Origin of the sequence: Litchfieldia alkalitelluris (assembly GCF_002153425.1) — a bacterium.
In the GTDB taxonomy this organism is placed as follows: Bacteria; Bacillota; Bacilli; order Bacillales; family Salisediminibacteriaceae; genus Evansella; species Evansella alkalicola.
This window is the reverse complement of the sequence record NZ_KZ119600.1, coordinates 965,547-987,532: the sequence shown is the minus strand read 5'-3', so window position 1 is coordinate 987,532 and position 21,986 is coordinate 965,547. Positions and strand designations below refer to the sequence as shown.

Annotated in this window: 25 protein-coding genes; 10 read left to right on the top strand and 15 right to left on the bottom strand. The window is 39.1% G+C overall.

What is annotated here, in order from left to right; translation table 11 throughout:
• Window positions 1-155 precede the first annotated feature (155 nt).
• The gene (locus BW724_RS04600; RefSeq protein WP_088073993.1) at window positions 156-770 is read left to right on the top strand and encodes a hypothetical protein; all 615 of its coding nucleotides are present in this window, start codon (window positions 156-158) and stop codon (window positions 768-770) included.
• Window positions 771-976: 206 nt separating this feature from the next.
• Here the strand turns inward: BW724_RS04600 and BW724_RS04595 are convergent, their stop codons facing one another.
• Window positions 977-2,266 carry an endo-1,4-beta-xylanase gene (locus BW724_RS04595; protein WP_088073992.1) on the bottom strand — a complete coding sequence of 430 codons (1,290 nt, stop codon included), beginning with the start codon at window positions 2,264-2,266 and terminating at the stop codon, window positions 977-979.
• A 154-nt stretch (window positions 2,267-2,420) separates the two neighbouring features.
• Entirely contained in the window at window positions 2,421-3,245 is an 825-nt protein-coding gene (locus BW724_RS04590) for a hypothetical protein (protein WP_088073990.1), read from the bottom strand.
• A 438-nt stretch (window positions 3,246-3,683) separates the two neighbouring features.
• On the opposite strand from BW724_RS04590, the gene BW724_RS04585 reads away from it, so the two are divergent.
• The 3 genes from BW724_RS04585 (at window position 3,684) to BW724_RS23485 (ending at window position 5,587) form a co-directional block, all read left to right on the top strand.
• Entirely contained in the window at window positions 3,684-3,842 is a 159-nt protein-coding gene (locus tag BW724_RS04585) for a YezD family protein (RefSeq protein WP_088073988.1), read from the top strand.
• A 189-nt stretch (window positions 3,843-4,031) separates the two neighbouring features.
• Complete coding sequence (locus tag BW724_RS04580; protein ID WP_088073986.1) at window positions 4,032-5,414, top strand: YeiH family protein; 1,383 nt, start codon at window positions 4,032-4,034, stop codon at window positions 5,412-5,414.
• 17 nt (window positions 5,415-5,431) lie between these two features.
• Window positions 5,432-5,587 carry a hypothetical protein gene (locus tag BW724_RS23485; protein WP_176371295.1) on the top strand — a complete coding sequence of 52 codons (156 nt, stop codon included), beginning with the start codon at window positions 5,432-5,434 and terminating at the stop codon, window positions 5,585-5,587.
• A 140-nt stretch (window positions 5,588-5,727) separates the two neighbouring features.
• Here the strand turns inward: BW724_RS23485 and BW724_RS23940 are convergent, their stop codons facing one another.
• From BW724_RS23940 to BW724_RS04575, 3 genes are read right to left on the bottom strand one after another with little or no spacing between them, the layout of a single operon-like run.
• Window positions 5,728-5,871, bottom strand: coding sequence for a hypothetical protein (locus BW724_RS23940; protein WP_205160361.1), 144 nt, complete (start codon window positions 5,869-5,871; stop codon window positions 5,728-5,730).
• A gap of 30 nt (window positions 5,872-5,901) precedes the next feature.
• Window positions 5,902-6,024, bottom strand: a complete 123-nt coding sequence (locus BW724_RS24245) for a hypothetical protein (protein WP_268876141.1) — start codon at window positions 6,022-6,024, stop codon at window positions 5,902-5,904.
• A gap of 1 nt (window position 6,025) precedes the next feature.
• A complete protein-coding gene (locus BW724_RS04575) occupies window positions 6,026-6,280 on the bottom strand; it encodes a hypothetical protein (RefSeq protein ID WP_088073984.1) in 255 nt (84 codons plus the stop codon).
• Between the two features lie 171 nt (window positions 6,281-6,451).
• Between BW724_RS04575 and BW724_RS04570 the strand changes: the two genes are divergently transcribed.
• A complete protein-coding gene (locus BW724_RS04570; protein ID WP_088073982.1) occupies window positions 6,452-8,020 on the top strand; it encodes a glycoside hydrolase family 43 protein in 1,569 nt (522 codons plus the stop codon).
• 100 nt (window positions 8,021-8,120) lie between these two features.
• Here BW724_RS04570 and BW724_RS04565 read toward each other — a convergent pair whose 3' ends face one another.
• The 4 genes from BW724_RS04565 to BW724_RS04550 form a co-directional block, all read right to left on the bottom strand.
• Window positions 8,121-9,116: an effector binding domain-containing protein gene (locus tag BW724_RS04565; RefSeq protein WP_088073979.1), complete on the bottom strand. Its 996-nt coding sequence runs from the start codon at window positions 9,114-9,116 to the stop codon at window positions 8,121-8,123.
• A gap of 116 nt (window positions 9,117-9,232) precedes the next feature.
• Window positions 9,233-9,922: a hypothetical protein gene (locus BW724_RS04560; RefSeq protein ID WP_088073977.1), complete on the bottom strand. Its 690-nt coding sequence runs from the start codon at window positions 9,920-9,922 to the stop codon at window positions 9,233-9,235.
• 195 nt (window positions 9,923-10,117) lie between these two features.
• Complete coding sequence (locus BW724_RS04555) at window positions 10,118-11,002, bottom strand: aminoglycoside phosphotransferase family protein (RefSeq protein WP_088073975.1); 885 nt, start codon at window positions 11,000-11,002, stop codon at window positions 10,118-10,120.
• 18 nt (window positions 11,003-11,020) lie between these two features.
• Window positions 11,021-11,599: a TetR/AcrR family transcriptional regulator gene (locus BW724_RS04550; protein ID WP_088073973.1), complete on the bottom strand. Its 579-nt coding sequence runs from the start codon at window positions 11,597-11,599 to the stop codon at window positions 11,021-11,023.
• A 325-nt stretch (window positions 11,600-11,924) separates the two neighbouring features.
• Here BW724_RS04550 and BW724_RS04545 point away from each other — a divergent pair, with 325 nt between their 5' ends.
• Together BW724_RS04545 and BW724_RS04540 are read left to right on the top strand one after the other, a co-directional pair.
• Window positions 11,925-12,113: a hypothetical protein gene (locus BW724_RS04545; protein ID WP_088073971.1), complete on the top strand. Its 189-nt coding sequence runs from the start codon at window positions 11,925-11,927 to the stop codon at window positions 12,111-12,113.
• A complete protein-coding gene (locus BW724_RS04540; RefSeq protein WP_088073969.1) occupies window positions 12,106-13,482 on the top strand; it encodes an amidase in 1,377 nt (458 codons plus the stop codon). The genes BW724_RS04545 and BW724_RS04540 overlap by 8 nt, the downstream gene beginning before the upstream one ends.
• Window positions 13,483-13,549: 67 nt before the next feature.
• Here BW724_RS04540 and BW724_RS04535 read toward each other — a convergent pair whose 3' ends face one another.
• Entirely contained in the window at window positions 13,550-14,122 is a 573-nt protein-coding gene (locus tag BW724_RS04535; RefSeq protein ID WP_088073967.1) for a class I SAM-dependent methyltransferase, read from the bottom strand.
• A 109-nt stretch (window positions 14,123-14,231) separates the two neighbouring features.
• Here BW724_RS04535 and BW724_RS04530 point away from each other — a divergent pair, with 109 nt between their 5' ends.
• The gene (locus tag BW724_RS04530; protein ID WP_088073966.1) at window positions 14,232-15,113 is read left to right on the top strand and encodes a LysR family transcriptional regulator; all 882 of its coding nucleotides are present in this window, start codon (window positions 14,232-14,234) and stop codon (window positions 15,111-15,113) included.
• Window positions 15,114-15,221: 108 nt separating this feature from the next.
• Here BW724_RS04530 and BW724_RS04525 read toward each other — a convergent pair whose 3' ends face one another.
• Window positions 15,222-16,784, bottom strand: a complete 1,563-nt coding sequence (locus tag BW724_RS04525; RefSeq protein ID WP_088073964.1) for a plasmid pRiA4b ORF-3 family protein — start codon at window positions 16,782-16,784, stop codon at window positions 15,222-15,224.
• A gap of 108 nt (window positions 16,785-16,892) precedes the next feature.
• Window positions 16,893-17,261, bottom strand: a complete 369-nt coding sequence (locus BW724_RS04520; RefSeq protein ID WP_088073962.1) for a hypothetical protein — start codon at window positions 17,259-17,261, stop codon at window positions 16,893-16,895.
• A gap of 273 nt (window positions 17,262-17,534) precedes the next feature.
• Here BW724_RS04520 and BW724_RS04515 point away from each other — a divergent pair, with 273 nt between their 5' ends.
• Both BW724_RS04515 and BW724_RS04510 read left to right on the top strand, forming a co-directional pair.
• Complete coding sequence (locus tag BW724_RS04515) at window positions 17,535-18,437, top strand: oxidoreductase (RefSeq protein ID WP_176371294.1); 903 nt, start codon at window positions 17,535-17,537, stop codon at window positions 18,435-18,437.
• A gap of 325 nt (window positions 18,438-18,762) precedes the next feature.
• Window positions 18,763-19,527, top strand: a complete 765-nt coding sequence (locus BW724_RS04510; RefSeq protein ID WP_088073958.1) for a hypothetical protein — start codon at window positions 18,763-18,765, stop codon at window positions 19,525-19,527.
• A gap of 19 nt (window positions 19,528-19,546) precedes the next feature.
• Here BW724_RS04510 and BW724_RS04505 read toward each other — a convergent pair whose 3' ends face one another.
• The 3 genes from BW724_RS04505 to ddpX form a co-directional block, all read right to left on the bottom strand.
• Window positions 19,547-19,777: an RpnC/YadD family protein gene (locus tag BW724_RS04505; RefSeq protein WP_235848895.1), complete on the bottom strand. Its 231-nt coding sequence runs from the start codon at window positions 19,775-19,777 to the stop codon at window positions 19,547-19,549.
• 125 nt (window positions 19,778-19,902) lie between these two features.
• Window positions 19,903-20,823, bottom strand: coding sequence for an Rpn family recombination-promoting nuclease/putative transposase (locus BW724_RS04500; protein WP_088073955.1), 921 nt, complete (start codon window positions 20,821-20,823; stop codon window positions 19,903-19,905).
• A 167-nt stretch (window positions 20,824-20,990) separates the two neighbouring features.
• A complete protein-coding gene (gene ddpX / locus BW724_RS04495) occupies window positions 20,991-21,905 on the bottom strand; it encodes a D-alanyl-D-alanine dipeptidase (RefSeq protein ID WP_176371293.1) in 915 nt (304 codons plus the stop codon).
• Window positions 21,906-21,986: the final 81 nt, after the last annotated feature.

Below are 21,986 nucleotides of genomic sequence, written 5' to 3'. Positions count from 1 at the left end.
ATTTTTAGGAAACTATGAATGGTGAACATGTGGCAAAGATAGTGGTGTTTTACCTCGAAATTGTGACCTTTTTCGACAAATCAAATTTATTAAATCTTTTAAACAAATGTGCTACTATTGTTCTGCATATATTGGTGTGAAGGGGGAATTATTTGATGAAAAAAGCGATAGAATTTATATTTGGGAAACCCGAACGAAATAACAAGTTTTTATTAGCAGCATACTGGTTTTTTATCGTCATCTACTTCGTGTTTCTTGTCTCTGTCACTGTCTTAACATTGGACCTTGTTCCAATTCTAGTTTTCGCCATTGTTTTTCCAATACTATTTAGGGTTGTATATAGGTTAAACGCCTATATTTTCAAGGATATAGACACAAAAAGACTCCTAATTATTGGTGGAATATTTGGATTTATTATTATTGGATTTACTGCAGTAGTTTTTATTTTTGCTGACAATATGGTCATTAATGAATCACGAGTTGTACATAACGGAAACCTACAAGTATCTATTGGAAAACTAAAGGGAGATTATCATCTCACTGATTTCACTGTGGAAGGTGAAGGATTACTCCTTATCCCCTATACTGTTGAGGTAGGTACAGGTGAAGTTGCACTTTATATGGAAAGGAACAATGAAGTTTTATGGGAAAAATTTGTTGAGGGTTTAGCAGAAGGGTTTATTGAGATCCAAGCTGAGCTAGGCACCTATAATATTGGCATAGTGACTGATGAAGCAGATAATATTGTGATTCAGCTAAGTAATCCGTAGTATCCGTGAAAAACGGCGGAATTTCTGCCCCATAATATACACTTCCGCAAATCAGAAACTCAAACCCGCTTCCAGCTCGGTTTCAGTCTACAAAAAAGGAAGGATAGGTGCTTCCACAAGCCTATAGCTCGCATCAACACCTATCCTTTCACAAAAACTAACTAAAGTAAAAGTACTTAACAAATTATGTCCTTAGTCCTTAGTCTTTACTCACCTGGTAGACGCCTTCTTCTTAATAAGAGAATTCCAACTACAATTAAAATACCTACACCACCAATAATGATGAGAGGAAAATTCGTTGATGTGTCTGCATCGAACAGTTCCCCTTGTTCAAAGCCCATTATGGCATAATAAGCAGGCTTCACATTGTATTCAGTATCAAACACAAATGGTGCATCTTTCCCTGCTCCATCGTCACTATGCTCCTGTGCACGGTCATCTAACCATGTGTGGTTGTCACCAATTCCCCAGAAGGTTACATTACTTATCTCATCTCTAAACTCTTCATATAAACTAAAGATAGCTTCATAGCGTTCTGCTTGCTCTTCAAGAATGCTATCTGGAATTTCCTCTTCGGATTTGAATTCTCCACTTGGAGGCCAACCATAAATACTAACATCAAGCTCTGTTATTTGTTGATCTAAACCTAACTCAGCAAACATTTCATACGTTTCTCTCATATCGTCAATAGATGGCCAACCAAGCTGGATATGAGACTGGTGACCAACACCATCAATCGGAACACCCTCTTCGATTAAATCAACGACTAAATTATATAAATTAGTACGTTTTGGTTCCACTTCCGTATTGTAGTCATTAATATAAAGCATTGCATCTTCGCCAGCAAATCTTCTAGTAGCTTCAAAAGCAGTTCTGATATAGTCGTCACCTGCAATCTGATACCATGGCGATTCACGTAGACCTTGCTCATTTGGCTGATCATCATCAATCACTTCATTGACTACATCCCAAGACGTAACAACATCGCCGTATCGTTCCACAACTTCTTGAATATGCATTTCCAGTCTTTCTAATAATAGCTGTTTGTTCTCTTCCCGTTTTGCATTATCTTCTTCTTCAACCATTGAATTACCGTCTTCATCTAGAAAGAACCAGCCTGGTACTTGGTTGTGCCATACTAGTGTGTGAAAACGAAGCTCAATATCGTTTTCCCTAGCGTAGTCCGCAATTCTATCGGCACCCTCCCAGTCAAATTGTCCTTCTGATGGTTGAAGAGACTCTGGCTTCATGGCATTCTCAGCTACAACACTATTATAATGATAATCTAGAATTTGTCCTGATTCTCCATCTAATTGGAATGGTTCAATAGCTGCACCGATAGAAAAGGATTCTTCAAACCTTTCATCCATTGCAGGAACTTCCAATGCATGTGGAAGTTCACCTTCTTCTGCAGACACAGCTGCAAAACCAAATGGATGTACGAATAAGGATAATACAAGACCAAGAACAATAGGCTTACCCATGCTTTTTCGCATTAATGACAACTCCTTATAATTCTCATTCTTCATCTTACATACTTCGGTGCTGGAGCTCTATTTCCTTTTTTAAAATAATATTCATTCAATGTGTTTTCACAGATAAGGAGTAGTCTATCCATCTCCTACTCTTATCAAAAAACAGATATTGTCATTACTCATAGATCCACGTCTTATACATCTTCCCCAGTAATAAGGTGGACAAGTGAATAAATAGTATATATTTATAAGAAGTTACTTTTAGTAATTTCAAATGCCTTAGAGCTTTATCTACAATGATTACAACACATAGGAAAAATCCATAGGAAATCATTCCACCCCTTTTTAGTATCCATGTCATCATCATTGATAAACTATATGTATATAGTGGGGTAATACTAAAGTGCTCCTTCCATGTATACCGTTTCCCCGTGCCAAATCTAGCTTTCTTCAATAGAGCAAATGGCAGCCAAATTGTTTTCCAAGTTACCTCAACTACATTGTATAAGGATATAAAAGTTACTACTGGTTGGTGCTCTTTTAGTCTTTCAAACCACTTGTCACTTAGCCAAAAATAAAAGTTGATAAAGAAAAAAGTATAATACGTACGCCACCAATAAACCTGGTGTATTTTAAGTTTTAGGAACAGTTTTTCTATTGCAAAAAAGTAGAGGGAGAATAGTAACTTGACCTTCCACCCGAATCGGAAGGCAGTGATAAAAACTGCTGTTATTGGCACAAAAAAGGATTGTGAAAACATCACGCCTAATATATGATCTAAATATTTATTTTTTAGAACATTAGGCTTATATTTGTATGCTTTTAGTTTTCCAACAATAATATAATCAAAAATGTAGGCTTTCCCAATATTTGAAAGTAATAATATAAAAAGCTTTTTCTTCTCCTGACTCTTTAGGAACGTATAAATTAACATTAGAAAGTGGAGGATAGAAAGGAAAATGAATGGGTTAGTAGAGAGTCTCCCTTTTAAATATTTCATACTATGACTGTGCCCCCTTACACCACTTATTGCCAATCAATAAGTATATATTTCCTTTCTAAAATATAAGTTATTGTCCACAAATCAAAGGGAAACTATTCATAAGAAGAAAATTCAGAAAGTTCAGGGGCCTGGTCCCCGAATTTTTGTTCGGGGACCAGGCCCCTGAACTTTCTGTGAACGCAAATAAACATAATCCTCCTAAATACCACTTGACAGGTAGGAATTATCGGAATATTATAGATCATATACAAAATTTACAAACTTACTAATATATCACATTTCACACCATTTTTTCCGTATTAAAACCAACACACTACACATATACATATAAACCCGAGTTAACTAATGTGTTTTATAAAGTATTACGAATTTACTATCATGATTCAGCATTCACTTTGCTGAAGACTTCAACCATTTAAAATCTAGGAGGGAATGATGTTGAACAAAAATGAAGCAATCTATATAGAAGAATTGAAAAAGCTAATTGAAAAAATAGAGTATGGATCCATCACCATTACGATACATAACAATGAAATCACCCAAATAGATGCAACAGAAAAGAAGCGTTTTGATAAGCCAAAAAATAATAATTAAACTCATATCATTCGCGGCAGCATTACATTAGCACAACTTCATTCTCATAATTAAGCACACCATCACCACCCACACACTCTAGTTTTCACAAAAAAATAATTTAAGTCTAGCGGACAACCGAGGGCTTCTTCATAAAAAATCTAATAGCTATTTTTACACAAAAAATAGCTTGAGAGGAGCTAATAAGTTATGGCATTAGAAGAAAGAAATATTCCAAATCAAAATAATGAGAAGAATCCCTCGGGGCAAGACCAAGAAAACAAACCTAATAAGAAACATGCATTAAATACGGAAGATTGGTGGGCCGTTTGGTTAGGATTCGGACTTATCTCACTAATCATTGTTGCCGCCTTCCCTGGTGCAACACTTCCTAGTAGATGGGGAACAGAAGGCAATGAGAGTATATTCCACTCCCTCCCCCTAGACAAAGTACCAGCGATTCTTTTAACAGGTTTGATTGCACTTGCCGTGTTCTGGATATCGACTCGATTTTTGACAAAAAATGAACATAAAAAGTTCCTCGTCGCGTTCCCTGCCCTATTTATCTTGACTATAGGCGCCTATGTTATTGGACAGTACGGTCCATTACGACACTATGGTTTTAACGATGTGATCTGGGCGTTAGTCATTGGGTTAGTCATTAGTAATGTATTTAAAACACCTGAATTCTTAAAGAGCGCATTGAAAACGGAGCTTTATATTAAAACTGGATTGGTGCTTCTTGGCGCGTCCATTTTATTTGATAGAATGCTAGCACTCGGGATGCTTGGGGTCGGTGTTGCATGGATCGTCACTCCTATTGTCATCATTGTCATGTACTTGTTTTCCCAACGGGTCTTAAAAATGAACGACCAACGGGAGTTAGCAGTTACCATTTCGTCTGCAACGGCTGTTTGCGGTGTCTCGGCAGCAATAGCTTCAGGTACAGCAGCTAAGGCGAAAAAAGAAGAAATAACGTTGGCAATATCAATTACTCTTATTTTCACCATCCTCATGATGCTTGGTATGCCTGCATTGGTCTCACTACTTGGCATGGATCCAATCGTTGGTGGGGCTTGGTTAGGAGGAACCATCGATGCAACAGGAGCTGTTGTTGCAGCAGGTTCAATGCTCGGAGAAAGTGCGATGGAAGTTGCTTCCGTTATAAAAATGGTGCAAAACATCCTAATCGGTTTTGTCGCAGTTGCCATTGCTCTCTTCTTCGTATCACGGTCTCAAGGGCAAGATCAAGCTGTTGGTCAGGGGAAAAAGAATGTGTCCGCTAAAGAAATCTGGGTTCGTATGCCTAAATTTATTATCGGTTTCATCGGTGCATCACTCGTGTTTTCCTTCCTGTTACCTGAACAAACAGTGGAAGCAGCACTACCTGCCGTAGATAGTTATCGCAACCTTTTCTTCACTCTGGCATTCGTCAGCATTGGTTTAGAATCTAACTTTAAAGTTTTAGCCAAAGGGGTTCGCGGCGGTAAGCCAATCATCTTATATATCGTTGGCCAGTTACTAAATATCATCCTTACTTTACTTGCAGCGTGGATTTTCTTTAGTGGCACTTTCTTCACATTACCGTTCTAGGAGGGAGCTTGTTGTAGTTGAGGAAAAAAATCATATTTATTATTCTAACTTTGTCTTTCATCTTATTGGTTCCTTTCCTTCCCACGATGGATCAAGACAAACCTGGCGCTGGTGATATATGGTGGATGAATGTACCCGAAATAGACGAATCTTATGATAAGTTTAGGGAATAGAGGTTTGGGGTTTGGGAGAGCGAGATAATTTTGCGGGCAGACACTAGATTGGATATTAGTTGTTTTCTATATTGAGAGGATTACAGGTTCTGATATTAGTTTGTCTTACTATGGAAGTTCTAAAAAATGCGGACAGGATTTCACTGCTTGGCGGATTCTTGGCCGCATTTTTGTAAATAATTATTTGCTAATTCAACGCTGTCTATCTCTATTTTCCAATAATGAAGACTCAATTCACGTTTTCCCTCCACTTCAGTCTTCATTTTCCTATAATGAAGACTCAAATCCACGTTTCCCTCTAACTCAGTCTTCATTTACCAATAATGAAGACTCAATTCACGTTTTCCCTCCATTTCAGTCTTCATTTTCCAATAATGAAGACTCAATTCACGTTTTTCCATCACTTCAGTCTTCATTTTCCAATAATGGAGACTCAAATCACGTTTTTCCCTCCACTTCAGTCTTCATTTTCCAATAATGAAGACTCAAATCCACGTTTCCCATCAGTTCAGTCTTCATTTTCCAATAATGAAGACTCAAATCACGTTTTTCCATCAGTTCAGTCTTCATTCTCCAATAATGAAGACTCAATTCACGTTTCCCCTCCACTTCAGTCTTCATTTTCCAATAATGGAAACTCAATTCACGTTTTCCCTCCACTTCAGTCTTCATTTTCCAATAATGAAGACTCAAATCCTAGTTTCCCTCTAACTCTGTCTCCATTCCTCAATCTCAAGGACAAGTTCACCAATTCCAATAACAGAAACCAATTTAGATGAAGGAGACCCGGGCCCTTCTCCCGAATATATACCCAATCACCTAATTAAACTAGCTAGAAAAACCATGGAGAAAGGGAATAACTAAATGAGTAAAATACATAGTTCAAAACAGTCTCATACATTTTTTACAAACCCAGTCATTTGGGCTGATGTTCCAGACCCTGATGTCATTAGGGTCGGCGATGTGTTCTATATGAGCAGCACCACCATGCACATGAATCCTGGCGTTCCTATCATGAAGTCCCACGACCTAGTCAATTGGGAAATCGTCAATTATGTCTATGATATTCTCGCAAACCGAGAAGAACAGACTCTTTGTAATGGGAAAAACGAGTATGGGAAAGGGTCATGGGCGAGTAGCCTCCGATACCACGATGGCACATTTTATTTAGCAGTAGGCTCCTTGTCGACACAGGAAACATACATTTTTCAAACAGAAAATATTGAAACTGGTACTTGGAGCCGCTATACAATCGATGGCTATTACCATGACATGTCCTTACTATTTGATGATGACGGGCGTGTTTATATGGTTTATGATGGGGGCGACATTAAAGTGGTGGAGCTTACAAGTGATGCCACGGCCATCAAAGAAGGGGGACTTCAGAAGGTCATCATTCCTGACGCAAGTCTTGTTGCTTGTCAGACGGAAGACAACATCCTCCTGAAGGCTGAAGGAGCACACATACACAAAGTTAATGGAATGTACTATATTTTTACCATTGCCTGGCCAAAAAATGGGAATAGGACGCAAGTTGTGCACCGTGCTTCGCAAATCGACGGCGTGTACGAAGGTAGAATTTGCATCAACGATCAAGATGACACAGGGACTGCGCAAGGTGGAATTGTAGACACTGTGGATGGCCGCTGGTATGCCATGCTGTTTCAAGATTCAGGCTCTGTCGGCCGTTGTCCATGGGTGATCCCTGTTACGTGGGAAGATGACTGGCCTGTTTTTGGTGACAATGGCTATATGCCAAAAGAAATACCTATTCCGATACAGCCGGTAGGTGCTCCGACTAATCACCTTATTGTGGCATCTGATGAGTTTTCACAAGCACAAGGCACAACAAGCCACGAACCTGAGCAGCTAGCCAACGTGTGGCAGTGGAACCACAATCCGGACAATGAGAACTGGTCACTGACAGAACGACCAGGTTTTCTCAGACTCACTACTGGCCATACTTGTGCAACCATTGAAGAAGCTAGAAATACGCTCACACAGCGAACTTATGGGCCAAAGTGCTCCGGTCACATCGCGCTGGAAATTGGGCAGATGAAGAATGGAGATGTGGCGGGACTCGCTGCTTTCCAGAAGGACTACGGATTTGTTGGGGTAAAAATGGAAGGTGACCTGAAAAACATCGTCATGGTCAACGCAATGGGCGGCTCAGAAAAAACGGTTGAAAGTTTTCCTGCAACAGTGGACAGGATTTATTTTAAGGTTGATTTTGACTTTACAAATCAAACAGACAAGGCAACTTTTTTCTATAGTGTCGATGATGAGGACTGGCGTGAGATTGGAAACACGCTTCAAATGAGTTATAAATTAGATCATTTTATGGGCTATCGCTTTGCCTTATTCAACTATGCTACGAAAACAACAGGCGGGTATGTTGATTTTGATTATTTTAGGGTGAGTGTTTCTGAATGAGTAGTTGATGCAAATAATTGTGTGAAAAAATGATGTGAATAGCCCCAAGAAGGGGCAGTGAACACACTCCTTCTTGGGGCTTTTTCGGTTCTTATCAGCTTTACTTCATGTTTCTTAGTTTCACAGGGTATAACAGATCTAGCTGATGATCATCATGCTCTGGCCAGTCTAAACTTAAGTAATATAGGAAGTTGATGTGTTCTTCTAGGGCTCCACCCATGTATTCCCCGTTATCATCAAGGGTATTCGGCTTGTACTTCTGATTGTTTAAAACCCAGTTGTGAAGCCATTCCCATTCATGGAAGTTCCCTAAGGTAATCATATGTGCCGCATACAAACCACCTTGAAACTGTTTTTTCACAAGAGGTGCACTCACTTCCAGGTCGTCTGGGATTGTCACCCATGTTTCATATCCATACGTCTCGTTTCCCTTCGTAGGATTTGGATGATTAAAGCCAAATACCCTTGCATCAGGTTTTAACTGAAGTAATCCACTCTCCTTTATAAACTTCACAAGCTGTTCCCCTGCATGATGTTCAGGCTCTTCTCCAATATAATGACTTGCGGCAACTGTTACTGGTGGCAAATGAATAAGTCTTATATCTTTGTCCCTTAGCTGATTGACTGTATCGGTTGCTTTGCTCAAATCTTCCACTTTCATTTCCTCCCTCACCTTTGTTTTAGAAAGGGGCAAGGATTGTGCAACGCTTCTCATCGCTTCGTCAGTTAATAGATCAAACTTCAAGGTTTCTTCTGGAAGTGACTTTGATCGCTCTATTAACTGTTGAAGAATAGCACGAATCGTTTCTAGTGCAGTGATCTCATCATCAAGCTCCAACACTTTGTCACGAAACACATCCACCAAGTCCGAAACTTCTTGGCTATTTAATAGCTTCTCAATTTGCTTTAAGGGAATTCGTAGTTTTCTGAGGAATAGAATTTGCTGTAGGCGCCTTACAGCATTTTCGTCATAGACCCGATAAGCATAATCCTCCATTTTCGAACTGGGCAAAACTCCAATTTGATCATAGTATCGAAGCGTTCGGGTTGATATATTGAAGTCTTTAGATACTTGGCTAATGGTTGTAAAAGACATTGGTCTCCCCCTTTCCTCCTTAAGCGTAAAGGACGACGCGACGTCAAAGTCAATAAGGAAAGCATAAACAATTTGATAGCGCTCAAAATTATGAAATAACGGTAAAAAAGCGAAGGTTACAACCTCCGCTCCCGACCTTCATCATCTATTAATCTGATATTTACTACTGAACTAGAACCTGAGACAGAATAATCTCCTTCTATATCAGACAAATTAATTCTTTCTTTAATGGTTAGAGTTTGGGACGTCTTAGGACCCAATGTCATTTCATATGGACCGTTTGTGTTTAGTAGGGAATACGTTGGGATATCACTAGTTCTAGATTCTAGAAAAACTAGTTCCAATTGAACTTCCTCTGATTGGTAGTTTCTCAAAGGAATGGTGCATTCAATTTCAACAAAACTAAATTCCTCCATCGTGTTAAAGGAACAATGGCTTTGATCCTTATCATAAGATACAGCATACACACCCGAAGCCACAGTAGTCTGTATCGTTTCAACAATGAATGTAGGTATTGATGGTAAGAAGATGAGGGTTAAAATAACTATTCTACCTTTCCATTTATTAATTGATTGAACAATAAAAGTTAGTCCTGTGATCAACAAGATAAACATACTTATCCCAACAAAGTGTAAGCCAGTGTATGTTTCCATATTAGAAAATGGCGGAATACCAAGGGCTATTAACACAGTCTCCCCAAGTGCAAGATCGTGTGGATAAGGAAGGACAATAATAGTAATAGCAGCTAATATACTAACCCCTATCCAAAACTTCCTTTTATTCTCGATCAACTTCTTCTCATCCATCACTAAGCCTCCCATTCTTAAACGCGGGCATTTGTAAACGCGGGGACGGTTCTCCCGTTTACGAGTTACATTATATGTTTATTATATATTGGGGAGGAATTATTTTACAGGGGTATTTTTGATCAGACGAATCATCGAGGTAGGAGATTCTAAAAACGGCAATGTTCACAAAATAGTCGGGGACCAGGTCCCCGACTATTTCTCGACTATTTCACTGGATTCTTTCCTCACTAACTTTGCCAGTAATTCCTTTTCTTCTTCTCTAATCGCACTAGGAAACAGCTTTCTAGCAGCAATGATGATAATCCACTTGTCTAGATCCTCCATGGAAAGATCAGCTAACTGACGATACTCTTCTATAAATCTACTAATTAAATCCTCTCTGATGGCGTCAAATAACGCCACAGCCTGTGCTGGAATTGTTGGTGGTAAGACAGCATACCTGATCATCACGACATATTCGGCAATATCTGCTTCTGGACTTCCAACAGAAGCGTCCATCCAATCAATGATGACTGGCTTCCCATCACGGATGATGATATTTCCTGGGTTCGGGTCTCCGTGACAAAACTGCTCCTTCTTTGGCATCTGATCTAACAGTTCTATGACAACCTCTTTCTCACTAGGAGATAAATAATCACTGCCATTTCTAATGGCATATTCCAATCCTTCCCTTTGTGGGCGTAACTTCAATTTTCCTGTTGGGATTGGCGTTTGATGAATTTCTGCCAAAACACTGGCCGTAATACCAATGCTATCTGCCTTTCCTTCCCTCTCCTTTAAAAAACGATCGCCATCCTTAGCCGCCTTTCCAGCTTCGGACAAATTTTTAATAAAAACATCATACAAGGATACCCCTTCAATTTTTTCATAAATAATCCCTGGCCGATTGTTCCATGTAACAAAATCAAAGGTTTCAGGTACATGCAGACCAGCCTCCCAGGCAATACGACAATTCCTGAACTCCAGCTCCATACCATAAACACTAAAGTTCGACTTTGCTAGTTTAATAACCTGATTATTCCCCCACTCAAAAACGTCCGAACCGCCACCTTCACCAATCTTCTGCCCCAGCTTCACGTCCTCTCACTCCTCTGCTTAATTATTTGATTGTGTCATTTCCCTTAACAGCAATGCTTCATACATTTCCCTGATCATCTCTGTGCCTTCCTCAATCCCAATATCCAGCGTTTCCGTATTGATCATCGTTCCAATACCAATCAAATATATAGTTAGACTTAGGAAAATTTGACGTTGCTTCTGCTCGTCAATAAACTTTACACGGCTACTTTCCCGTAAATAATCCAACGTCAGAGCTTCCCCAATAAACTCTTCTTCATGAAGATTGTATGTTTTATGCCCAGAAAGATATATCGTTCGAAATAACTGCTTCTCATTTTTGGCGAATTGAAGTATTCCAACAGCAAGATTCAATGCCTTCGATTGATGATCACTCTTAAAGTTTGCTAGCTCCTGTCGCTGAAACGCAATCACCCTTTCATACACTGCATCTTTCATTTCGCCCATGTTCTTAAATAAACTGTAGATTGGCTGCGTTGAGCAGTTTAGTTTCTTCGCAATGTTTCTTGCAGACAACTCCCCTAACCCATCTTCCCGGACTACTCTAAATCCCGCATCAATAATCTTTTCCCGAGTAATTTCTGCTTTAGGTGGCACATGATCAACTCCTTCCCCGCCCCAAAATAACATTTGTTATATAACATATGTTATACCTACCTCAACAAATAATCAAGTAATTTTCAGAAATTTCATCCGTGAACGTAGGGACGGTTCTCCCGTTTACAGCTGTATCTAAGTCCCCAAAATTAAAGTGCCATAACTTGCCTATTCCACTCTTCTCTCAACACTTCACAAAAAAGAGTAGGAGGTGAAGCTCCCAAATCCCACACCCTGCCTCCTACCCTAAAACCCTAAACCATTGCACACTCCCCCAGCAGATTCATATTGTGATAATAACCTACTAGGCATAAGGAGGATTACTGTGGACGACAAACACTTGAAGCAAACCCTATACTTACACGGCGTTCCTGTGATTGAATCTGATATTCCATTCATACATGAAATAGTTAAAACTTATCATCAAGCTCAGACAACGCTTCAATTTGACTTGGAGGAAAGGGAAGAACCCCCAATCACGATCGTGGACCCAGAGGTGATTACTCATGACTGAGCTCTACACCTTGACAGCAACGGAACTTGCTTCTCTCTACAGATCAAAACAAGTTTCTCCTGTCGAAGTAACGAAATCAATTTTTCAAAGAATCGGAATAGCTGATCAGCGAGTGAACGCTTATATTACTACTACACCTGATGCAGCCTTGAAAAAAGCGCAATTCGTAGAAGACGATATGATGCGTGGGATATATAAAAGTCCCCTCCAAGGAATCCCTATTGGAATCAAAGATAATTATTATACAGCAGGCGTGAGAACGACTGCCGGCTCAAAGATTCTAAGCGATTTCATACCCGACACAACTGCAACCTCGGTGAAAAAATTAGAGTGTGCTGGTGGAATCACGTTAGGAAAACTAAACATGCATGAATTTGGAGGAGGATTAACGAATACAAACCCATTCCATGGACGCACCAATAATCCATGGAACACGAAGTATATCCCCGGTGGTTCAAGTGGAGGAAGCGCTGTGGCTCTAGCAGCAGGTCTCGCCACCCTAACAACGGGAACAGACACTTTCGGTTCCATTCGCACCCCAGCCGCCATGTGTGGTGTCTATGGCCTAAAACCTACGTACGGATTAGTCAGCAGTAAAGGAGTTGCGCCCTTAGCTTGGTCATTGGATCATGCTGGACCAATGGCACGTTCTGTTTCAGACTTGGCCTTGATGCTTCAAGAAATGGCAGGCTATGATCCTGAAGATCCTGCAAGTATAAAAGCACCAATCCCGGATTATACGGAAAACCTTACGAAAGGTATGAAAGGGGTAAAAATTGGAGTACCTCGTTTCTTTATGGAAGGACTCGATCATGATATCGAACTTCTTTTTACTAATGCTTTGAAAAAACTAGAAGAGCTTGGTGCTGAAGTCAAAGAAATAACTATAAGTGAACTGTCTATGGCGGAATTCGCAGGGCATGTTATTACAACGGGGGAAGCATCAACTTTTCATTACGAATGGTTACAATCGAGGCTACAAGACTATGCAGAGGACGTACGCATCTATTTCCAAAGCGGTCTCGTATTAAATACGCCTCAATACGTCAGGGCACAACAAGCGAGGCGAAAACTAACTACTGCCTTCAAAAAAGCAATTGAAGATGTGGATGTATTAGTAGGACCAACTGTTCCAATTACTACTCCACCTTTTCAGGAAAATTGGGTGGAACAAAACTTAGAAATCACAAAACGTTGCATGCCATTCACCGCTCCCGCTACATTAACTGGAACACCTAGTCTTTCTGTCCCTATGGGTCTAGACTCTAATAGACTTCCAGCAGGCATGCAACTAATCGGAAACCACCTTGCAGAAAAACTACTATTACAAGTAGGCAAAGCATGGGAAAGTACTAACCCACTTGGCTAAACCTAGGGACGGTTCTCTCGTTCACACATGCAACAATCAGCAAGCCTCGAACCGTCCGCACCCCACTTTATTTTTCAAGTAACAAACCGAAATGATATGGAGGTAGGTCCACTTGTTTTTTCAAATTTAAACCTGCCTCCTCTCCCCACCTAATTATATCTTCTGGTTTCGGGCGGATATGTGATGGTGGCCCTCTCGGTGTTTCATCTTGAATCCAATGAATAACTCCTACTTTCCCGCCAGTCCCTAACAAACTAGCCGCCTGCTTCATTAACTCAACTGGTTTTTCACAATGAAGAATGTTAAAAAGACTGATGTAATCTACTTGTTTAGTTAACTTTGCCACTTCATGAAGCGTTACTTCCTTCGATATATCCCCATTAATTATTTGCACATTTTTTATTTGATGCTGAGCCACTACATTTTTACAAATAGACAGATACTTCTCATCAATATCTATCCCGATAGCCGTCCCTGAAATCAAGTTCGCTGCTGGAATTAGAAACGTACCATAACCAGTGCCAATATCAAGCAAATCCCCAATATCCTTATTTACTTCTAATAACTTTAACGTCACTTCTGGATTAAAGAAACTCTCCCACACTTCTTCTTCCGGCATTCCTGAATCTCTATATTTCACGTACATTCACCTCTGAATCTTATGATATTGCATGATATACTATAAGTGAAATGAATATTTAGCATTGTAACTATGCGAAAAAATCATAGATGAAGAAGGGGAGTCGGAAATGGAATTTTATCAGTTAATAACCTTTAATGAAGTGGCAAAGAAAAAGAATTTTAGCCGCGTCGCTAAAGATCTTTCCATTAGTCAACCAGCAGTTTCAAGGCAAATTGAAGCATTAGAACAAACCATTGGACTCACTTTATTTCATCGTGTGGGTCGAAACATTGAGTTAACCGATGCAGGCCGGACTTTACTAAGCCTTAGTGAAGAAATCGTTTCACAAGTAAACAAAGCCAAATCTGTTATGGAAGGTTTGAAAAGCTTACATAGTGGATCTATTACGATTGGTGCTAGCACGACAATAGGAAATTACTTTCTTACTCCAATGATCATTACATTTATGAAGGAGTACCCTGGAATCGACATTAAACTGGACATTAAATCAACAGATGAAATAAAGGAAAGAGTTAAGCGGAATCTGTACGATATAGCCGTGATTCCAGAGGAAATACCAGGATCTTCTTTAAATAAAGAGGCCTTCTTAGAAGATGAAATTGTTTTGGTTGCACCGAAGGACCATCGTATAAGTAAACAGGAGAATGTTCAAATACAAGATCTACAAGATGAGAAGCTAATCGTTCGTAGCGCTGGATCAAATACTAGAAAATCCATTGAGAAGCATTTGGAAAAGTTTGATGTATCTATTCCAATGATAGAGTTAGGTTCAACAGAATCCATCAAACAAGCTATTATCGCTGGTGGTGGAATTAGCTTTTTATCTCGAAGAACAGTTGAAATTGAAGTTAATTCAGGTGTAATAGAGGTTATTCATGGGGAAAATTTAACAACCACTAGAATGTTTTATTTAGTAAACCATAAAGATACTTATCCGTCACAGGCGGTTAATGCGTTTAAAACGTTCCTAAAGGAAAAAATGAAGTGATTTGTTTAGTGGCTGTAACAAAAACCCCGTTCCCCACACTAGCCATCAGAAACCTGTGTAGGAAACGGGAAACGAAATATCGCTCAACCATTCAACCATTACTTCCATTTAAAAAGGAGACATGCTCTGCATTTCCTCAATTGCCTCTTTTGCCATCGAATAATAGTTATCTGTTTGAATACTTAAATTTAACTTTTGTTTTAATGCTCCTAACAACTGAACCGTTTGCTCATCTATCATGAGGTTTCCTGGAATTCCTCCGATAGACTGAAAAAATTTTAACAGTTCTCCCTGAACAACCTCTGGCGTACGTTTTTCTGGTATAACGCTTTGATGAATGATCAAGCCTGCCTGATGATCCACTGCTAAAGCCAATAGTGGAAAAATCGGGCGCTGTCCTTCTTCTTCTTGAAGTGGCATATCAATGTATTCTACAACAAATTCAATGGAAGCTTCGACCTTCTTCAGTTTTGCTGCTCTCTTTACTTCTAACTCAGATACAGCAAGTTCAACTGAGTGACTCGCTTCGTTACCATAGTTTTCCAATAAGATGAATTCATTGTCAAAAGCAATTCCCCCATTTTTCTCATATGGGACTTTCGCACACACAACATCCTCATCCAGAAAATCTGGTAGCCTCATACCAGCTTCAATCTCCTTAAACACTTCTATTGCCTGCTCTACAGCCAGCAACATGAGTCGCGCTTCTTCATTATCCATTAGCCAAGGGTAAAAACCAGGCTGATAACTTCGGTAACTAGGCCAACTTTTCCGGCCACGGAATGGGACATCATACGTTTTAATCAAAGTATATTCCTCTTTTTCAAGTTCCTCACGATCCTCAAAATTAAGCGTGATGCTTCGCATTTGAACGATTAAGCTCATGGTATTTTCCCCTTGCGTTGTTCGAAGAAGGGAGCGATAACCTTCTTCTCCTATATAAACAGCTAAACCGAACATTTCCCCTGCTTGTCCCATAACAGAGCAAAATAACAGCTCCTCTGAAACAGGGTCTTCAATAGCAAATATCATATCATCGGTCATGATACGCCAAGGACTCAGCTTGTGGAACTCCTTCGATTTTAATAGTAGCTCTTTCCAATAATCAGGTTCACTTGTTTGTGCAGAGTCCTGATCAAAATCAATTTCCTTTAAGTCTAAGTTTATTTCCTTAATTAGGGCTTTTGCATTTGGATATTCAAGATCCACTTGCCCCATGATGACCTCTCCCCTGCTATCCTCTTCAGGAGCAAGATTTTTTGCTCCTATACAACGGGGGTACTCTACTTGTACTTCCTTTGAGACCTTTTTAAGTAGTACAATTTCATGCTCCCAGTTATCTCCGAAATCATATGTATAAATGACTTTATCATTTACTTGCTTTAGCCATTTCTCAACAGTTTCTTCCTGTTCATCAAAGGACTCTACGCTGCCAAAAAAACCAAAATCATCTTCCCCATCATCTGGCGGCTCAATTAAAACATTTTCCACCTTTTTTCCATTTGTTTTCCGCACATCAAAGTGGTGCAGATGAGAGTCTAGCCAATCAAAACACGTTTGTAAAATTAAATGCAAGTCGTAGAAGCTTGTATGACTATCAACTTGTATTTTTCGCCATACTGGAACTCCTACATCCTTCAGTGTCACTTTCAATTCATATACCATGCTCATTTCATCATCACCTTTGGATTAAGTCTATTGCAGGGGTATCCTGAAAGTAGTATAACTGGAATTGACCTCGCACTCACCTGAGGCGGTCACCCCGTAAATATTCCATTTTTATTGTACTTTATTTTTCCTCACATAGTGGGTTGCATAGGCATCTTCCAAATCCTTATTTCCAGATTTACTAAATTGAAGTAGCCGCTTCTTTCCTTTTCCCCAAGAATGATATCCAGTCCAAGATGGAGATAGGCCTTTCTTAAGACAATACGAACGAAATTCCTTTAGTAAAAAATTAAGTTGTCCTAGATTCCAGTTAACAACTCTTTCTATATATCCAACCTTTCCCCTTCTCCAACTTTCATAATCTTTTTGTGATAACTTATCTAATTTAATCAGAATATCAATGATGCTTACATATCCCTTTTCTTCGACTAACTGATCCACTGCTTCTTTCAATTTCGCTTCTAATTTTATTCTAGACATTCTTTAACACTCACTTTACAAATAACATTTTCGATTGTGTAAATCTTAAATAATCGATATACACAATCTTCATTACCTACGTAACCTAACTTTGTACACATACATTCTACCAAAGTTTTAAGTACACATATAGAGTTTGTATAGGCTTATATCTCAACAAGTGTTCATACAAGTTCATGTTTCGTTCATATTAATCTCTTATAATGAAGAGTGTCGAGTTTTCTCAAGAAGAATAAATACTAAGTTTACATTAAAGAGTTAGGGTGGTTGAACATGTCAAAGAAGGTTGTTGTTATTACGGGAGCAAATAGTGGCTTAGGCTTAGAAACAGCAAAGCATTTTTTAAGCAAAAATGATTTGGTAGTCATGGCAGTTAGAGATATTACGAAAGGCGAGGCAGCCAAAGAGGAGCTACTCCAGTTATATCCTGATGGAAAAATAGATGTGCTTTATCTGGACCTTGCAAAGCTGACAACTGTCCGTGAGTTTGCTGCTGCATTTGCTAAGAAATACAAAGCAGTAGATTTATTGATTAATAACGCTGGCGTTATGATACCTCCCTATACTAAAACGGCCGAGGGATTTGAGCTTCAATTTGGCGCCAATCACTTAGGGCATTTTGCACTTACAGGACTTCTCCTTCCTTTATTGGAGAAAGGGGAGCATTCCCGCGTTGTCACCCTTAGTTCCATCGCCCATCGTAACGGCGTGATTGACTTTGATAACCTAGACGGCTCGAAGGGATATAAACCGATGAAGTTTTATAGCCAAAGTAAGCTTGCAAATATATTGTTTGCGAAGGGGCTTGATGAACTCTTGAAACAGCATGGCTGTAAAACGATCAGTCTCTCTGCCCACCCAGGCATCTCCTCCACGAATCTATTTAGGGTTGGGAAAGACAAGACACCTTGGTATATTAAACCGCTGATGAATCTATTTGCTCAATCAGCTGAGAAAGGTGCACTGCCAACGATCATGGCCGCTACGGATAAAACTTTAGTTGGTGGAGAATATATCGGGCCTGACGGCGTTGGCAATCGAAAAGGGAATCCAACGATCGAAGTTCCTCACAAAAAAGTTTACAATAAGGAAACGATGGAAAAGTTATGGAACGTGTCGGAAGAACTGACCTCCATTAGCTTTGATTTTCAAGGGAATACTCAAGTGACAGGATGATTAATTGTGGGTGCGGGAACGCTCCACATTGAAGAACTTCTCATTTATCGAAATTAATTAGGTAGGTTGTTTTAGGTTAGTGGCTAAGAGGCCCTAGCCTATTTTTTATGACGAATTGCTTGTCCAAGTCTATGTCCATTGCGGGGCGTAAACTAGGCACATAGATTTATATGTTTCCTCCTTAGATAGTTCTAAAGCCCTGAATTCATTACTTTTAAAAGGAATAACAGTTATCCCATAGAAAGTATGATAAAGTTTTGCAGACACAATTAATGTATTACCACCAGATTCTAGACTTTAGCTCAATTAATAGGAGGAAATACTCTTGAACGATACACTAGTTTTAAAAAGCCCGTTTCGCCGTACTTTCATGCTAGCCATACTAGCTAGTTTTTTCTTAACCATATTTGTCATAAGTGTCGGTCAAGGCATTTCTTTAAACGCCGATAATCTAGTACCAGTGATTGCTGGAGCTATGATTACAGGAATTGTTTTATTACTGTTTTTTAATTCTGTTATAGCTCGAGTTAAGATATCTCAATATGAAATAGAATTACAAACTCTTTTCAGAAAAAAAAAGGTACAAATACAAGAAATCGCAGAAGCCTCGTTTTCACAACGATCAAATGGAAATAATCGCTCAACTATTACCTATAAGCTTTCTGATAAAAATAACAGAGAGTTAATGTCAATAAAGCCCTACTTTATACCAACAATAGATGATAAACGACGATTTTTCCACACTCTTTATACGTTGAATAATAATATTTACTTCTGCCCTGTTCTAACTGATATATTAAATGGAAAGAATGTCAGCCACTTGTCTTTAAAGGAGGTATCAAAATATGTAGTATCGCAGCTAAGTACACTTGCCATGCGTTTTTCAAAGGAAGATTGTATAAAAATCTTAGAGAATCAGTACGAGGGTACAAAAATTATCAATGAAAAAGTCATAAGTCCTGCCATGACTGAAGTTACATTTACATATAACAACAAACCATTTCACTTTTTTTACAAAACAGAATCGGACGGAGAAATTGTCATCTTGTCAGAAGGTATGCTTATCTCAGATCAAAATGAGACGAAATAAGAAGACTGCAATTGTCTCCTCACCCCCTAGCGATTTCAACCTCTTTTAGTCGTTCTATTTTATCAGTCGATAACCCCGTAAATATAACTACCTCTTCCACTTCTTTTCCTTGTTCCAACATACGTTTTGCAACAAGTGCTATCCCTTGCTCTATCCCCTGCTCTATTCCCTCTTTCCTACCTAGTTCAATACCTTTCCGTTCATAAGAAGTGATGACCTCCATGATTTTTTCACCCTCCTTCGGCTCCATTGCTTTCACCTCTTCTTTAAATTTATGCTCTTCCTCTTCATTTAAAGTCAAATAGGTTTCAAAAAACCAGCTATCTATTTAAGCAATAACAGACAACTGGCTTTCATATGATCAAAGTGACTATATTAATTCGCCTTCCCTATCTCTTTCTTCATTCGTACTATCTTATCAGTTGATAAACCTGTAAACGTAACTACCTCTTCCACTTCTTTTCCTTGTGCTAACATACGTTTTGCAACAAGTGCTACCCCTTGTTCTATTCCTTGTTCTATTCCTTTCTCTATCCCCTGCTCTATTCCCTCTTTCCTACCTAGTTCAATACCTTTCCGTTCATAAGAAGTGATGACCTCCATGATTTTTTCACCCTCCTTCGGCTCCATTGCTTTCACCTCTTCTCTAAATTTATGTTCTTCCTCTTCATTTAAAGTCAAATAGGTTTCAAAAAAACCAGTTAAAAGTGTCTGTTTAGCAGGGTCTAACTCTAATCGAATCAAGATTCTAAAAAACTCTTTCTTAATCTCTACTTTCTCATCATTAGTATACCCCATTTTGCTCAAAAGTGCCGCTGCAACAGGGTTTTCTTGCCTAATATATTCACGCCAGTTTTTCTTTTTCAGCTCAACAGAAAGATAATTAAATTGGAGTATATCTACGAAAGGAAATGTTAACGTATAAGAATTCGGTTCAGCACGTGGAGTTTCATAACTAAAGATAGCAATTGGAAGTATTTTTCGTCGGTGTTTTTGGAAAATGCGGCTAAAGTAGACAAACATTCGTTCATTGAAATGGTGTTGATACGTAGACTGAGCTTCAATATGAATAATAATAAGACTGTCTTCACCTTTTAATTGTGTTTCGACAAGCAAATCAACTTCATGCTTGTCTCCACCCGTCACATCAGTAAACAGCTCTTGTGGTAAAAAGCGGACGTTTTTAAAATTTATTTGTTCACACGCTTCAGGGAAAAACAACAGCATAAACTCTTCAAAAAAATTAGAAATTAACTCCTTGAACAGCCGATCGTGATCAGTGCGAGATTCTCCCACCTTAACCAATCCTCCCCTATATGTATATACGAATCTACTAAACAGATTTAATATAAACCAAACAAACGTTCTTGTCAAGTGCAAAAAAAGGGTAATGTTCTCAGCATTGAGCCACATAAATTACACAAGCTGAGAACATACCACTATCCATACAACATCATAGTTTTCTATTCACTTATATCTACACCTGGGACGAAATCCTCTAATGGGACATTTAAAACTGGATAGTTTCTTGCATTACTATCATTAAAATGCCACCATTCTATATTTATTGTAGTAAAACCACTTTGTCTCATAATATTTACTAGATACTCCATGTTCTTTTGTGCTTCGTCGGAATTACCTTGATAATTAAGCCAGGCTCTTTCGGAAAACTCATCGAAGCCTGTAGGCATTTCTAGTTCATTTCCTTCTTCATCCACAAGGGTTACATCAACTGCAGCTCCTCGATTATGATTAGATCCTTGATTCGGATCACCTACGTAGTCACGGTCAGGGGTGAGTTCCCAGAAGACAAATTGTACATCATGTGGTCTGTATCCGTCCCACACCTTGATTCGGTAACCATCTTCTTTCGCCAACTCGTTGGCCTGCTTCAGTTTCTTCGCTGTTTCTACTTGAAGGAGTGCCACCTCTACAGGGTAGACCGCCTGTTCCACGAAATTATCGTCAGTCGCGTATGGCATATCGACAACAATCGTATCATCAATGTCTAGTATGTTTACTAAACCTGTTTCCTCTGAGAGTTGCGCAATCCGTTCCCGTTCTATTTCTTCCAACTTCATGAGAAGGGATTCTACTTCTATTTTCAAATCTTCATTTTCTTGTAAAAACTTATCATTGTCACTTGCCAAAGTGGTTTTCTCTTCAACTAAAAGGGAAATCCGCTCTTCAAGTTCTCCATTCGTTTCTACTATTTCAGCATAATCTGACTCTCTCTCCATGAGCTGAGCTTCCAAATTTTCTAGTTCTGCCTCCATTTGAGTGGAACTGGTGGAAGAACAGCCTGACACTAGGACTAAGATAAGTGAAACGAGTATAGGTATCTCAATAATTTTTAATATTTGTTTTCGTTTTTTCATAGATTCCATCCCAGCTTTCATTGAAATAATTAGCATATTTCTAGTTAATTTCAATGTTAGCATAGCCAGAACATTCTGCAA